Below are 12,118 nucleotides of genomic sequence, written 5' to 3'. Positions count from 1 at the left end.
CGGGGGGTTGGTGGGCGTGGAATTACCGGGGGGTGGGGCGGGGGTGCTCCCGCCCTGACGCGTGGTTGGTTCAGATGCCGCCGAACTCGCCGGCCCGGATGGCGGAGACGAAGGATCGCCAGGCGTCGGAGGGGAAGATCAGGGCAGGACCGTGGGGGTCCTTCGAGTCACGGACAGGCGTGTCAGCACGGAAGCCAAGGGCCACCTCTACGCAGTTGCCCCCGTTGTTGCTGTAGCTGGACTTCTGCCAACTGGCGCCGGTCAGGTCGGGAGTGGGGATCACGGCATTCCTCTCAGACGTCGCCGAACTCGCCAGTCCGGACGGCGGTGACGAACGATCGCCAGGCCTCCACCGGGAAGACCAGAGCGGGACCCTGGGGGTCCTTGGAGTCACGGACCCTGCCGGGGTGTGCGTCATCCACCTCGATGCAGCCGCCGCCGCCGTTGCTGTAGGTGCTCTTGCGCCACTTGGCGCCCGTTGGGTCGTGCATGGTCCAGTTCCTTCCGTGTTGCCCGGATCATGGCCAAACTGTCCGGCTGGCTAAGCGCGTTGACCTGGAGTCGATCGTACCTAGCAACCCATTGGGCCACCGTGTCGGCATCCTGTTCTAGATACCCCCGCTGAAGCGTCTCGGTGTACCCGACCAGGGCCCGGTTCGGGAGGGTCAGGAGCGTGACTGGGTGGGACAGTGATCGATCCTCGGCGAGGCGGTACGGAGCAATCTGGATGATCACGTTCGGGCGCTCGCTCAGCGTCTCCAAGTGTGCGAGCTGGAGAGCCATGACCTCCCGGCCGCCGATGGGCCGATACAGGGCACCCTCGTCCAGGATGGCATGGATCGACGTGACCCGGTCGAGCATGAGTTGGCGTTGAGCAAGCAGGCCGAGTCGCCCGTCGGCCTGCTCTCGAGTTGCTTCCCCGCGCCGGACGATGCCGGCTTCGTAGGCCGCGCTGTAATGCGGGTGCTGAAGTATGCCCGACACCATGTCCGTGTCGAACAACCTGGCAGCAATGGCTTCTCGTTCCCGACGTAGGTACTCAGAGAATCCGGGCAACAGGGCGCCGTTCTTCCAGCTCCACCACAGCCCAGTCAGGGCGCCCCCGGCGTCCAGGGCGACATCCACCCGTTCTACGAACTTTAAAGAAGGGGCCTGTTTGGCCCCCTCGACATTTGAGATGTAGACGTTGGAGTACCCAACCTGCCTGCCAAGCGCAATCTGGGTGAGCCCTTTGGCCTCCCGTGACCTGGTGATCTGAACTGCAAGTGCAGCCAGTGGAGATGACGTTGGATCAAGTGATCGACGAACCAAGGTCATCCACCCTTTGAGGTCGGGGCAACTAGAGATTTGAAACCCTTCCGATCGTAGGGCGGATTGCGCCACCATGGCTACACCAGGTGATGCGCCGATAGCGCTGTGCGACTGCGGAGACCCCCATGTTCGAAGACCAGAGATCCGTGCTGTCCGAAGTCCCCCTCCTCCACGAGGTGGTGATCGACCGTGGTCACCTCGACGATGGCCGGCCCCGCGAGGGGGTCTTCATGGAGCAGTGCGCCGGCGTCATGTACCTCCGGCCCATCGGTGGCGGCATCGAGTGGACCACCCGAGCCGACCAGGTCAGCGTCCTCAATCCCCGGCAGATCGCGCCCGGTTCGGGTGCCCACTCCCGCCGCCGGCTCCTCAACGACGAGCCGGCGTGAATTCGCGCGATCTCCTCCTCGCTGCCCTCCACGTAAGTTCCCTCGCTGCCGGGGGATTCGCTGCCGTGGAACACGCCTCCCAAGTCCGCCCATCAGGAGTCGAGTTGAACGACCACCTCATCAGCAAGCCGCCCGGCCGCCGCCTGGGCCAGCAGGCCCTCGTCCTCCACGAGAACTCCGACCTCGGAGGCGAACTCTGCGTCCTCCTCGTCGACCCGATCCACCGCGACGGCTACGCCCTCCCCGGCGGCAGCGCCGAGGCCGACGAGCTGCCCCACCTCGCCGCCCGCCGCCACCTGGAGTCCCAGACCGGGCTCGTCCTGCCGCTCCGAACGGTCCTCACGGTCGACTACGTCTCCCGGCACCACCACCCCGAGGCGCTCAACCTCGTCTACGCGGGCGGCATCGTGACCCCGCGCCAAGCCAGAGCCACGACCCTGCACCGCCCGCCGGCCAACATCCGGGCCCTGCACTGGGTGCCCTGCTACCTGCTCGACACCGTGATGCCGCCCGACCAATCCCGCCGCGTCCACGACGCCTGGGACGCCTGGGAACATGGCGCCGGCCGCCCCCTCCTCCTGCACGGCACCCCCGTCCCGATCCGCTGACGCAGGAAGTCGGCCACGCCGACTTCCTGCGCACAGAGGACGGACCCACCATCGGCGCCGCTTCGGCCCTGCCGACGCGGCGCCCGGGAACCCGAAGTGCGTAACCAATCCAGCCGCACAGAAAGTCGGACCCGTCGACTTCTTATGATGAGTCGAGCTGCGCTCGATCACAGGCGGGTGGCCAGCCAGGCGGTCACGGCCGCGGCGACGGTGAGCCCGGCGTTGAGTGCGATCCGGCGGTCCCCGCCCGTCAGGTGAACGGCGATCGCGCCGGCCTGGAGGAGGACGAGGCCGACGGCGGCAACAACGGCCAGTGCGGGGGCGACACCCGTCAGCGGCGGCAGGATCAGACCGGCCGCGCCGAGCAGTTCCACCGCCCCCAGCGCCCTGACGGCGGGCAGGGGCATGCGATCGACCCAGGCCATCATCGGCCGGAGTTGGTCCCGGCTACGGACGGCCTTCAGCGTGCCCGAGTAGACGTAGAAGAGCGCGAGCAGTCCCGCGACGATCCCGTAGGCGATGTGGTTTATGGTTCCCGTTCGGTGAATCACGCGTGGTCGGTGGCGGGCTCGGTCGCGTAGCGGCTCATCGCGTCGAGGTTGGTTTGCGGCGTCAGGGGCCGGCCGTCGGCGAGCGTCTCCCGGAGGTCCCGGAAGTACTGCACGTACAGGTCGGGGGTGAACGTGCTGAGCATGACGGCGGGTTGGTCGGTGAGGTTGGCGAAGGTGTGCGGGGTGCCGGGCGGGACGATCACGAGCGTGCCCGTGGTGGCCTCGTAGTCGTCCGTCCCGACGGTGAACCGCACGGTGCCGGAGAGGACGTAGAAGCCCTCGTCGTGCCGGCCGTGGCGGTGCTGGGGCGGCCCCTGGGTGTGCGGGGCGAGGACGGACTCGGCGATCGCGAGGCGGTGTCCGGTGTGGCTGCCGTCCTCCAGGACGCGCATGCGCGTGGTGCCGAGGACGATCGTTTCGCCCTGGCCGGGCCCCACGACGTGCACAGCGGGCTCGCTGGTCTTCGCTTGTTCGGTCATGCTCACCAGTGCACCGCCGGGACCCCACGGCCGTCCAAGACCTGTCCCGCAGCGCCGATACCTCGTGGGTATCGTTGCAGCGTGGAGCTACGAACCCTGCGCTACTTCGTGGCCGTCGCCGAGGAACTCCACTTCGGCCGGGCCGCCACCCGACTGCACATGAGCCAGCCGCCGCTGAGCCGGGCGATCAAGCGGTTGGAGGCCGAGGTCGGGGCCCTGCTGTTCGCCCGCTCGCCCACGGGCGTCACGCTCACGCCGGTGGGCGCGGTGCTGCTCGACGAGGCGCGGGCCCTGCTCGACCACGCCGACCGCGTTAAGGAGAGGGTGAGCGCCGCGGCCGGCCACGCGACCATCACCGTCGGCATCCTGGGCGACGGCACCGATCCGGGCGTGGCCAGGCTGGCCGCCGCCTACCGCCGGAGCCATCCCGGCGTCGACATCCGCATCCGCGACACCGACCTGACCGACCCGACCTGCGGGCTGCGCGCCGGACTCGTCGACGTCGCGCTGACCAGGGCGCCCTTCGACGAGACCGCCCTGACGGTGCGTGCGCTGCGGGCCGATCCGGTCGGCGTGGTGCTGCGCGCCGACGATCCGCTGGCCCGCCGCGACCGGCTGCGGCTGGCCGAGCTGAGCGACCGCCGCTGGTTCCAGTTCCCGCCGGGCACCGACCCCGCGTGGCAGTCGTACTGGAACGGCGGCACGCCGCGCGAGGGCCCGGTGGTGCGCGCCGTCCAGGAGTGCCTACAGGCTGTGCTGTGGAACGCCACGGTCGGCCTGGCTCCGCTCGGACACGACATGCCCGCGGAGTTGGCCGTCGTCCCGCTGGTCGACATGGCGCCGAGCCGAGTGGTGGCGGTGTGGAACGAGGGCGACACCAACCCGTTGGTCCGGTCGTTCGTCGAGATCGCGACAGCCGCGTACCGCCACTGAGCGGTCCGGCCCGCAATGCGAAGGGGCTCCTCCCAAGGGAGGGGGAGGAGCTCCGAAGACGGCTACTTATTCCGCATCAGGCGCGGAATGGCCCCGGAGCCAGCCCCAACGGCGGCGCGGAGTGGTTTTGGGAGGCTCGGGTACAGGGCGGGCGGCCCCACCGGTGACCTCGACGACGGCCAGCGCATTGGCGCTTCCGTCGAGCTTCTCGCCGCGTCGGTCGCCGGCCCAGACGACCGCGCGGAATCCGTCCGGTGCGATGCCTGTCCGGTTCTCTTCGAGGAACTTCTCCAGGAGCATCTCGCCCAGGTCGGAAGGCTCACCAGGCCATGCGATCACGTTCACACGGTCATCGTTCGTGGCCCACACGACGGAGTCGTCGGGCCAGATCTGCTTGCGCTGCACTGCACAGGTATAGACCGGCATGGGTCCGAACCTACCTCACCGTTCCGGGAGTTCGGTAGGGAGCAGGCCTGTGCTCACCTTCTCGATGGCGGAGTGGGAAGTCGGATCGGCCGACTTCCCACTCCGCATCGATCCTGTGTGAACACCTCCGCCGGAACGGCAGGCGAACTCGCTGGGGGAAGGCCGGACTTCCGGGCGACCGCGGGCGGTGCCGCGAGGGAGAGGACCAGGGCAACCAGGGCGATCAGCGCCCGCACGTGGCCCTCCTCCGTGTCCAGCTGCTCGGCGGCCGACGGAGGCGGCCGACGGAGGCGGAGGCGGAGATCCTGTCGTACCCGTCCTGTAGGTTCCCAATCATGAGGGACGGGATCGACTGGATAGACGCCGAACTCGGCGGTGAGGGCTTCGCCCTCACGATGGTCAACGGCATCGGTCACGAGGAGCTGGCCGTCCACCTGGGTGCCGAGCCGGGCGCCGTCATGGACGCGGACACCGCCCACGAGATGCTGGAGCTCTCGCCCGCTCCGTGGCAGCTGCCCGAATACGCGATGGTGGGGGACACCGGTAACGGTTGGGCGTTCGCGATCGAGCCGCCGACGGCTCCCGGCCGCGCCGACCGGTACGCGCCGGGGAGGGACCTCGCCAGGCGGCACGCGTTCGTGAGCATCGTCGACAGCACCATGGACCCGCCGGTCATCGGCGTCAGCATGGACGGGGACCCCGGCTGGTACATGTGGGAGTACACGACCGACGACAGGGACCACCCGCTGACCCGCCGCTTGGTCGCGGAAGGAGGATTCGTCGATGCCGGCGACCGCGTCCACAGGGCCGACGGGGCCGATGTGACGATGGCGGACGTGTACCGGGTCGTGGGCGAGCACTACGGGCTGACCCTGCCGCGGCGGGCGATCACCGACCGGCGCCTTCCGCACGCCTTCACCGAGCCCCGGGTGCTGGTGTACCCGCAGGCCTCGTGTCCTGCCTGCGGTGCGCGGATGCTGGTGCACGGCGGCGGCTCCTGGACGCCGGGTGAGTACCGGTTGGTCTGCGTCTACTACAACGTCCGCAACGTTCCCGGCTACCCGCCGGGAGGGTGCCCGGGAGAGATCGGTGCGCCCGTGCCGGTCGAGGCGGTGCGGGCGGAGCCGAACCGGAAGTATGACGAGGTCCGCATGCCCCGGACGTCGTGAACACCGCGGCCGAGGCCGAATCACGGGCGCTGCAAAGGGTGTTGTGTCGGGCCCGTGCTCACCTTCTCGACGGCCGTGCGGACGGCGGCGAGATCCTGGTGGGAGGCCAGGCCGAGGTGGTAGAAGCGCAGCTCGGTCGCGCCGGCCGAGGCCAGGTCCGCGCACCAGGCGGGGAGGTCGGCGCCGTCGCCGCCGAGGCCGGCGACAGCGCTCACGGTGGCTGCGAGGCGTCGGCCCACAGCGGCGTACGCGCGGACGGCGGCCAGGGCGGCCTCCGCGCGGGTGGGGGCGAGCGCGACGGGTACGGCGCCGCGGGCGTCCGCTGGGGCCAGGCCCGGGGACGGGCCGAAGCCGAGCGGGTCCGGCTGGGCGTGCAGGAGGACGGGGAGGTCCGGGCGTTCCGTCGCCACCGCTGCCAGCACGGACCGCCGCAGCTCGGCGGCGGTGCGCACCCGCATCCGGGCGACGGCCGCGGCCGACTCGGGGTCGAGCGCCGCGTCCTGCGTCGTGCCGGCGAAGACCGGGTCGAGCGCGTCCCGGACCTTCGCGCGTAGCGCCCACGGCTCGGCGCCCTCCGCCGCGTAGCCGTCCCGGCAGTGCGGGCAGAAGCAGAGCGAGAACAGCAGCCGCGCCGCCGGCGCCAGGGACACCCCCGCGACCTTGTCGTGTGCGTGCAGGTGGTCGAAGCCGTACCAGCCGCAGGACTCCAACTCCACTCCGGACAGGCCCGGTTGGGCGGCGGTCTCGGCGGCCAGCGTGGCGCAGTAGAGCCGCACGGCGGGGGAGGCGACGCACAGCGCCCACGGGTAGCGGTCGCCGTAGGCGTTGAGGACGGCCGCGTCGGGGTGGCGCACGCCGAGGCGCTGCCCGTGTGCGAGGACCGTCCAGGCGTACACCTCCACCCCGGCCTCGGCCAGCGACTCCGTGGCCCGGCCGAACGAGCGCGGCGACCACGGCGCCTCGACCGGGCGCAGCCGTCCGGGGCCCGACCAGCGGTCCCGGTCGGGCCGGTAGTAGACGGCCGCGTGCTCGGCGGTGACGACCTTGTGGCGCGGGTGGCGGGGCGTCAGCGCGCGCACGCTGTGGTAGGCGGCGGCGACGGCGGCCCGCCGGATGCCGAGCCCGGCGAGGCGTGCGCCGCAGGCCGGGTCGCCGTCCACGTCCCAGGGGTAGAGGTACGCGCCGACGGCCGGCGTCACGCCAGCGCCTCCCGCGTGCGGTCGACGAGGTCCAGCAGCGCCCGCACGTGCTCCGGCGCCGGCTCGGTCAGCGGCGCGCGCACGCCCCCGACCGGGTGGCCCACGGCCCGCGTCGCCGCCTTGACCAGGGAGACCGCGTAGCCGGGCCGCAGGGTGCGCAGTTCGACGTAGGGCCGCAGGAAGAGCTCGATCAGCACCGTCAGCGTGCCCCGGTCGTCCTCGGCAAAGGCGCGGTGGAAGGCGAGCGCGATGTCCGGGGCGAAGCAGAAGACGGCGGACGAGTAGAGCGGCACGCCGATGGCGCGGTAGGCGAGCTGGGTCATCTCGGCGGTCGGCATGCCGTTGAAGAACAGGAAGTCCGGGTGTCCGGCGGCGCGGACGGCGCTGACGGTGCGCAGCATCCGGTCGAGGTCGCCGAGGCCGTCCTTGAAGCCGATCACGCCGGGCAGCGCGGCGAGGCGGGCGACGGTGCCGGGCTCGTAGGCCGTCCGGTCGCGCTGGTAGAGGATCAGGTCGAGCGGGGTGGCGTCGGCGAGTGCGGTGATGTGGCGGACGAGGCCGTCCTGGCCGCCCTCGGGGCCGTACGGGGGCAGGACGAGCAGGGCGTCGGCGCCCGCGTCCTGCGCCGCGCGGGCGTAGGCGAGGGCGAGTGCGGTGCCGTAGCCGGTGCCGGCGACGACGGGCACGCGTCCGCCGGCCGCGTCGACGGCGACGGAGACGCAGCGTTCGTACTCGGCGGGGGCGAGGGCGGGGAACTCTCCGGTGCCGCAGGCGGCGAACACGGCGGCGGGGCCGTCGTCGAGGCGCGCGTCGAGGTGGGCGCGGTGGGCGCCGGGGTCGAAGGAGCCGTCCGGGGCGAAGGCGGTGACGGGGAAGAAGAGGAGCCCGTCGAGCGCGGGCGGGCCGGTGCGTGCGGGCACGGGGGTGGGTCCCTTCGTGGAGAGCGTCCAGCGGTGGGAACACCGAGGAGCGTAGGAGGGCCCGCGCGCGGAGGTCAAGGGATCGGCGTTCTCATATCTGAATGACAGTCATTCTTGTGAACTGCCTTCGGGCTTTGTGAGCATGGGGTGCACCCGTCCCCGGTCCAAGGGAGTCACCGTGCCCCGCATCCTCGTCACCGGCGCGGCAGGCGCCGTCGGCAGTCTCATCCGCCCCCGGCTCGCCCGCCCCGGCCGCACCCTCCGGCTGCTCGACCTTGTGCCGCTCGACCCCGGCGAGGGCGAGGAGGCCGTCCAGGCCTCCGTCACCGACGCCGACGCGATGCGCGCCGCCTGCGAAGGCGTCGACGCCGTGATCCACCTCGGGGGGATCTCCCTCGAAGCGCCCTGGGAGCGGATCCTCGACGTCAACATCCACGGCACCTACACCGTCTTCGAGGCCGCCCGCCGCGCCGGCGTGCCCCGCGTCGTCTTCGCCTCCTCCAACCACGTCGTCGGCTACCGCACCCCCGCCGAGTACCCGCTCACCGCCGACACCCCGCCACTGCCCGACACCTACTACGGCGTCTCGAAGGCGACCGGGGAGGCCCTCGGCGCGCTCTACCACCACCGCTACGGCCTCGACGTCATCTGCGTCCGCATCATGACCTGCTTCGCCGAACCGCCGAACCCCCGCGCCCTCTCCACCTGGCTCTCCCCGGACGACTGCGCCCGCCTGCTGGAGGCCTGCCTGGCCGTCGAGAAGCCCGGCTACCGCATCGTCTACGGCGTCTCGCCGAACACGCGCGGCGGCTGGGTCTCCCTCGACGAGGCCCGGGCGCTCGGCTACGCCCCGGCCGACGACGCCGAGGTCCACGCCGACGCCGTCCACGCCGCGCACGGGCGGCCCGCCCACGACGACCCCGTCTTCGCCTACTTGGGCGGGCCCTTCACCTTCCCCGACCTCGACGCCGACCGCCTGCAAGGACCTCCGGTGCCCCGGGATTGAGCAAGGTTCAGGCGCGCAGGCCGAGTTCGATCTGCTCCAGGGTTCGGCCCTTCGTCTCCGGCACGAGACGGAGGGTCAGCACCAGCAGTACCGCGTTGACGCCGGCGAAGACGTACATCGAGCCGCCGACCCCGAGGTGGTGGCGGTCGGACATGACCGGGTAGCCGGCGGTGACCACGCCGGTCGCCGCCCACAGCACCACCGCCGCGACGCCCGTCCCGGCGCCGCGCGCCTTGAGGGGGAACACCTCCGCCATCATGACCCACACCACCGCGCCCCAGCCCGGCTCGTACCCGGCCAGGTAGAGGACGAGCAGCACGACGGTCAGCGTGCCGAGGGCGGCCTCGTCGTGGACGTGCGTGACGACCCAGCCGGTCAGGCCCAGCGTCACCACCATCACGGCGCTGCCGATCAGCAGCAGCGGCTTGCGGCCCCAGCGGTCCACGACGAACACCACCCACGCGGTGAAGGCGAGTTTGGTGATGCCGAGGATGATCGCCGAGAGGAGTGCGGTGTCGGTGGTGAGCCCGAGCGAGACGAGCATGGTCGGGAAGTACGCGTTGATCTGAACTGTTGAGCGCAGACCCCCTGCTTCAGCGGGGGGTTAGCTCATCCTTGCTCCGGAGCCGTGAAGCGGCGGAGTTCGCTGCGTTGTCAGTGACGTGCCCTATGTTGGAGACAGCAACCGAGTGGGGGTGTTCCCATGCTGTCAGGCCGTAGGTACCGGCTTGAACTCGATTCGGCGCAGGCCGAGTTGTGTGAGATGTTCGGCGATATCTGCCGGTCGGTGTGGAATACTGCCCTGGAGCAGCGCCGCGAGTATCGGCGGCGCGGGGCGTGGATGAACTACGTGCCGCAGGCCGCCGAGCTGGCCGAGGCCAAGCGTGAGTTTCCGTGGCTGAAGGACGCGCCGTCGCACGTGTTGCAGCAGACCCTTCGGGATCTGGGCCGGGCGTGCCGTGAGCACGGGACGTTCAAGGTGCGGTGGCGGTCGAAGGTCCGCTGGTCTCCGTCGTTCCGGTTCCCGGCCGGGAACCTGATCACGGTGGAGCGGATCGGCCGGAAATGGGGGCGGGCGAAACTCCCGAAGCTCGGATGGGTGCGGTTCCGCTGGTCCCGGCCGCTCGGCGGCGAGGTGCGTTCGGCGACCGTCGCCCGTCAGGGCCGGCACTGGTATGTCTCGTTCCTGGTGGAGGACGGCAAGCAGACACCGGAGCGGCACGCGATGCCGAATACCGCCATCGGTGTGGACCGAGGCGTGAGGGTAGCCGCGACCAGCAGCAACGGCGACTTCCACGACCGCCCGTACGCCACCCAGGGCGAGGCGAAGCGGCTGCGGCGATTGCAGCAGCAGCTCTCCCGGTGCAAGCGGGGAAGCAACCGCCGCGGGTCGGTGTTGGCGAAGATCAACGCCATCACCGGCCGTGTCCGCGACCGCCGCGCGGACTTCTGCGCCCAGACCGCTTCTGCCCTGGCCACCGGCAACGCGGTGGTGGTGCTGGAAGACCTCCGCACGCGCAACATGACCGCCTCGGCGACCGGAACCGCCGAGCAGCCCGGCCGCAACGTCCGCGCCAAGGCCGGACTGAACAGGGCCATCCTGGACAAGGGGTGGCACCTGCTCGAACTCGCGCTGCGCAACGCGGCGCGCACCACCGGCACGGTCATCGTTCTGGTGAACCCCGCGTACACGTCGCAGACCTGCAACGCCTGCAGGCACGTGGACCCGAAGAGCCGCGAGAGCCAAGCGGCCTTCGAGTGCACCGCCTGCGGGCACCGGGACCACGCCGACGTGAACGCGGCGAAGAACATCCTCAACGCCGCAGGGCATGCGGTGTCAGGGCGTGGAGACCTCGGCACTGGCCGGTCCGTGAAGCGCCAACCACCGGCCAGGCGCACACGCACGGGGCGAAGCCCCCGCGCGGCACGCGCGGCCGGAATCCCCGTCCCTTAGGACAGGGAGGAAGTCAACGCGTTGACGCCGCCGAACTGCTGCCCGACCGCGAGCAGCAGGGCCATCAGCAGCATCGGCCGCACCCAGGGGGCCCACAACTCCCGTACGCGGTAGGCGGTCTGCGCGGCGTCGAGCCGGATCACCGCGCGGATCGCGGCGAGTTCGGCCTCGATCTCCCCGGCCGGGTGGGTGGCCGCGAGGACGGCCCTGGCCTCGTTCTCCCGGCCGAGGTTGACCAGCCAGCGCGGCGTCTCCGGCAGGAACGCGAGCCCGGCGACGAGGATCACGGCGGGCACCAGCGCGCCCGCGAACATCCAGCGCCACAGGTGACGCGGCTGGAGCCAGTAGTCGACGAGGAACGCGATCAGGATGCCGCCGACGATGAAGATCTGGTTGAGCGAGCCCATCGCGCCCCGGATCGGCGCCGGCGCGAGCTCGGACAGGTACGTCGGCACGGTGGCCGAGGAGAGGCCGACCCCGAGGCCGAGCACCGTCCGGAAGCCCACCAGCGCACCGAAGTCCGGCGCGAGCGCGCACGCGAGCGTGCCGGCGATCACCACGCCGCCGGCCGCCATGATGGTGCGGCGGCGGCCGATCCGCCCGTTGAGCCGCGCGGCCAGGCCCGCGCCGAGCATCGCGCCCGCGGACAGCGAGGCCGTCAGGACGCCCTGTTGGAAGCCGGACAGCTGCCAGGACTTGGCGACCACGACGAGGATGCCCGCGATCACGCCGAGGTCGTAGCCGAAGAGGACCCCGCCGAGTGCGCCGAAGGAGTACAGGAGGACGGGCTTGATCCTGCGGGGAGTAGGGCTGGGCCGGCTCATGGGGGATCGCCTCGTCTCGGGGGTGGCGCGCGGGTAATGGGTGCCGTGCGAGGGAGGTGCCGTGCGAGGGAGGTGCGGTACGGGGAGTGAAGCGGTCGGCGGGGTGGTGGTCAAGACCTCCCGTCCATATCCGCGAATGAGTGAGAAGTCGAATGTTCCCTTGTAGGTGGGTATTTGGTGATTGGCGCGTTCAAGAGCCTGAACCATGAACCGGATTCGGAACACCGGGGAACGACGACGGCCCCTGCCCGGTGGGCGGATTCTTGGGGTCCTCGCAACACCTGATGGCTTACGTGGTCGTCAGTAGATCACGCAGGCGCTCGGCTGGGGTTCTCCAGCCGAGCGTTTT

16 protein-coding genes are annotated in these 12,118 nt (G+C 71.0%); 6 read left to right on the top strand and 10 right to left on the bottom strand.

Going from position 1 to position 12,118, the window contains the following annotated elements; translation table 11 throughout:
* Window positions 1–70: 70 nt before the first annotated feature.
* The 3 genes from ACFVU9_RS44505 to ACFVU9_RS44495 are packed head-to-tail and all read right to left on the bottom strand — an operon-like array spanning window position 71 to window position 1,317.
* Window positions 71–280 carry a DUF397 domain-containing protein gene (locus tag ACFVU9_RS44505; RefSeq protein ID WP_387603638.1) on the bottom strand — a complete coding sequence of 70 codons (210 nt, stop codon included), beginning with the start codon at window positions 278–280 and terminating at the stop codon, window positions 71–73.
* A gap of 13 nt (window positions 281–293) precedes the next feature.
* On the bottom strand, window positions 294–491 hold the full coding sequence (locus ACFVU9_RS44500) for a DUF397 domain-containing protein (RefSeq protein ID WP_387603632.1): 198 nt from the start codon (window positions 489–491) through the stop codon (window positions 294–296).
* Window positions 415–1,317 (bottom strand): helix-turn-helix domain-containing protein, encoded by a 903-nt coding sequence (locus tag ACFVU9_RS44495; RefSeq protein ID WP_387603629.1) that lies wholly within the window; start codon window positions 1,315–1,317, stop codon window positions 415–417. Before ACFVU9_RS44495 ends, ACFVU9_RS44500 begins: the two co-directional genes overlap by 77 nt.
* 119 nt (window positions 1,318–1,436) lie before the next feature.
* Between ACFVU9_RS44495 and ACFVU9_RS44490 the strand changes: the two genes are divergently transcribed.
* Window positions 1,437–1,700 (top strand): hypothetical protein, encoded by a 264-nt coding sequence (locus ACFVU9_RS44490; protein ID WP_380493148.1) that lies wholly within the window; start codon window positions 1,437–1,439, stop codon window positions 1,698–1,700.
* A gap of 104 nt (window positions 1,701–1,804) precedes the next feature.
* A complete protein-coding gene (locus tag ACFVU9_RS44485) occupies window positions 1,805–2,308 on the top strand; it encodes an NUDIX domain-containing protein (protein ID WP_387603626.1) in 504 nt (167 codons plus the stop codon).
* A 167-nt stretch (window positions 2,309–2,475) separates the two neighbouring features.
* Here the strand turns inward: ACFVU9_RS44485 and ACFVU9_RS44480 are convergent, their stop codons facing one another.
* Both ACFVU9_RS44480 and ACFVU9_RS44475 read right to left on the bottom strand, forming a co-directional pair.
* On the bottom strand, window positions 2,476–2,859 hold the full coding sequence (locus ACFVU9_RS44480) for a DoxX family protein (protein WP_387603623.1): 384 nt from the start codon (window positions 2,857–2,859) through the stop codon (window positions 2,476–2,478).
* Complete coding sequence (locus tag ACFVU9_RS44475; RefSeq protein ID WP_387603620.1) at window positions 2,856–3,338, bottom strand: cupin domain-containing protein; 483 nt, start codon at window positions 3,336–3,338, stop codon at window positions 2,856–2,858. Before ACFVU9_RS44475 ends, ACFVU9_RS44480 begins: the two co-directional genes overlap by 4 nt.
* A gap of 81 nt (window positions 3,339–3,419) precedes the next feature.
* Between ACFVU9_RS44475 and ACFVU9_RS44470 the strand changes: the two genes are divergently transcribed.
* Window positions 3,420–4,271: a LysR family transcriptional regulator gene (locus ACFVU9_RS44470; protein ID WP_387603617.1), complete on the top strand. Its 852-nt coding sequence runs from the start codon at window positions 3,420–3,422 to the stop codon at window positions 4,269–4,271.
* A gap of 66 nt (window positions 4,272–4,337) precedes the next feature.
* Here ACFVU9_RS44470 and ACFVU9_RS44465 read toward each other — a convergent pair whose 3' ends face one another.
* The gene (locus ACFVU9_RS44465; RefSeq protein ID WP_387603614.1) at window positions 4,338–4,697 is read right to left on the bottom strand and encodes a hypothetical protein; all 360 of its coding nucleotides are present in this window, start codon (window positions 4,695–4,697) and stop codon (window positions 4,338–4,340) included.
* Between the two features lie 335 nt (window positions 4,698–5,032).
* On the opposite strand from ACFVU9_RS44465, the gene ACFVU9_RS44460 reads away from it, so the two are divergent.
* Entirely contained in the window at window positions 5,033–5,866 is an 834-nt protein-coding gene (locus ACFVU9_RS44460) for a hypothetical protein (RefSeq protein WP_387603612.1), read from the top strand.
* 20 nt (window positions 5,867–5,886) lie between these two features.
* Here the strand turns inward: ACFVU9_RS44460 and ACFVU9_RS44455 are convergent, their stop codons facing one another.
* Together ACFVU9_RS44455 and ACFVU9_RS44450 are read right to left on the bottom strand one after the other, a co-directional pair.
* The gene (locus tag ACFVU9_RS44455) at window positions 5,887–7,065 is read right to left on the bottom strand and encodes a hypothetical protein (protein WP_387603609.1); all 1,179 of its coding nucleotides are present in this window, start codon (window positions 7,063–7,065) and stop codon (window positions 5,887–5,889) included.
* A complete protein-coding gene (locus tag ACFVU9_RS44450) occupies window positions 7,062–7,985 on the bottom strand; it encodes a 5-dehydro-4-deoxyglucarate dehydratase (protein WP_387603606.1) in 924 nt (307 codons plus the stop codon). Before ACFVU9_RS44450 ends, ACFVU9_RS44455 begins: the two co-directional genes overlap by 4 nt.
* Window positions 7,986–8,127: 142 nt before the next feature.
* On the opposite strand from ACFVU9_RS44450, the gene ACFVU9_RS44445 reads away from it, so the two are divergent.
* The gene (locus ACFVU9_RS44445) at window positions 8,128–8,991 is read left to right on the top strand and encodes an NAD-dependent epimerase/dehydratase family protein (protein WP_387603603.1); all 864 of its coding nucleotides are present in this window, start codon (window positions 8,128–8,130) and stop codon (window positions 8,989–8,991) included.
* Window positions 8,992–8,998: 7 nt separating this feature from the next.
* On the opposite strand, the gene ACFVU9_RS44440 is transcribed toward ACFVU9_RS44445, so the two are convergent.
* Window positions 8,999–9,556, bottom strand: coding sequence for an MFS transporter (locus tag ACFVU9_RS44440; RefSeq protein ID WP_387603635.1), 558 nt, complete (start codon window positions 9,554–9,556; stop codon window positions 8,999–9,001).
* Window positions 9,557–9,694: 138 nt separating this feature from the next.
* Between ACFVU9_RS44440 and ACFVU9_RS44435 the strand changes: the two genes are divergently transcribed.
* Complete coding sequence (locus ACFVU9_RS44435) at window positions 9,695–10,945, top strand: RNA-guided endonuclease InsQ/TnpB family protein (RefSeq protein ID WP_387603600.1); 1,251 nt, start codon at window positions 9,695–9,697, stop codon at window positions 10,943–10,945.
* On the opposite strand, the gene ACFVU9_RS44430 is transcribed toward ACFVU9_RS44435, so the two are convergent.
* Entirely contained in the window at window positions 10,942–11,769 is an 828-nt protein-coding gene (locus ACFVU9_RS44430; protein ID WP_387603597.1) for an MFS transporter, read from the bottom strand. The genes ACFVU9_RS44435 and ACFVU9_RS44430 overlap by 4 nt on opposite strands.
* Window positions 11,770–12,118: the final 349 nt, after the last annotated feature.

The sequence above is a fragment of the Kitasatospora sp. NPDC057936 genome, assembly GCF_042887525.1.
GTDB lineage: Bacteria > Actinomycetota > Actinomycetes > Streptomycetales > Streptomycetaceae > Kitasatospora.
Note: the sequence above shows the minus strand (reverse complement) of the source record. Positions and strands in the feature narration are given on the sequence as shown.

Coding starts and splice junctions, on each gene's coding strand:
- ACFVU9_RS44500 (WP_387603632.1), bottom strand. CDS start 491: ATGCACGACCCAACGGGCGCCAAGTGGCGCAAGAGCACCTACAGCAAC.
- ACFVU9_RS44495 (WP_387603629.1), bottom strand. CDS start 1,317: ATGACCTTGGTTCGTCGATCACTTGATCCAACGTCATCTCCACTGGCT.
- ACFVU9_RS44490 (WP_380493148.1), top strand. CDS start 1,437: ATGTTCGAAGACCAGAGATCCGTGCTGTCCGAAGTCCCCCTCCTCCAC.
- ACFVU9_RS44475 (WP_387603620.1), bottom strand. CDS start 3,338: ATGACCGAACAAGCGAAGACCAGCGAGCCCGCTGTGCACGTCGTGGGG.
- ACFVU9_RS44465 (WP_387603614.1), bottom strand. CDS start 4,697: ATGCCGGTCTATACCTGTGCAGTGCAGCGCAAGCAGATCTGGCCCGAC.
- ACFVU9_RS44460 (WP_387603612.1), top strand. CDS start 5,033: ATGAGGGACGGGATCGACTGGATAGACGCCGAACTCGGCGGTGAGGGC.
- ACFVU9_RS44445 (WP_387603603.1), top strand. CDS start 8,128: ATGGGGTGCACCCGTCCCCGGTCCAAGGGAGTCACCGTGCCCCGCATC.
- ACFVU9_RS44435 (WP_387603600.1), top strand. CDS start 9,695: ATGCTGTCAGGCCGTAGGTACCGGCTTGAACTCGATTCGGCGCAGGCC.
- ACFVU9_RS44430 (WP_387603597.1), bottom strand. CDS start 11,769: ATGAGCCGGCCCAGCCCTACTCCCCGCAGGATCAAGCCCGTCCTCCTG.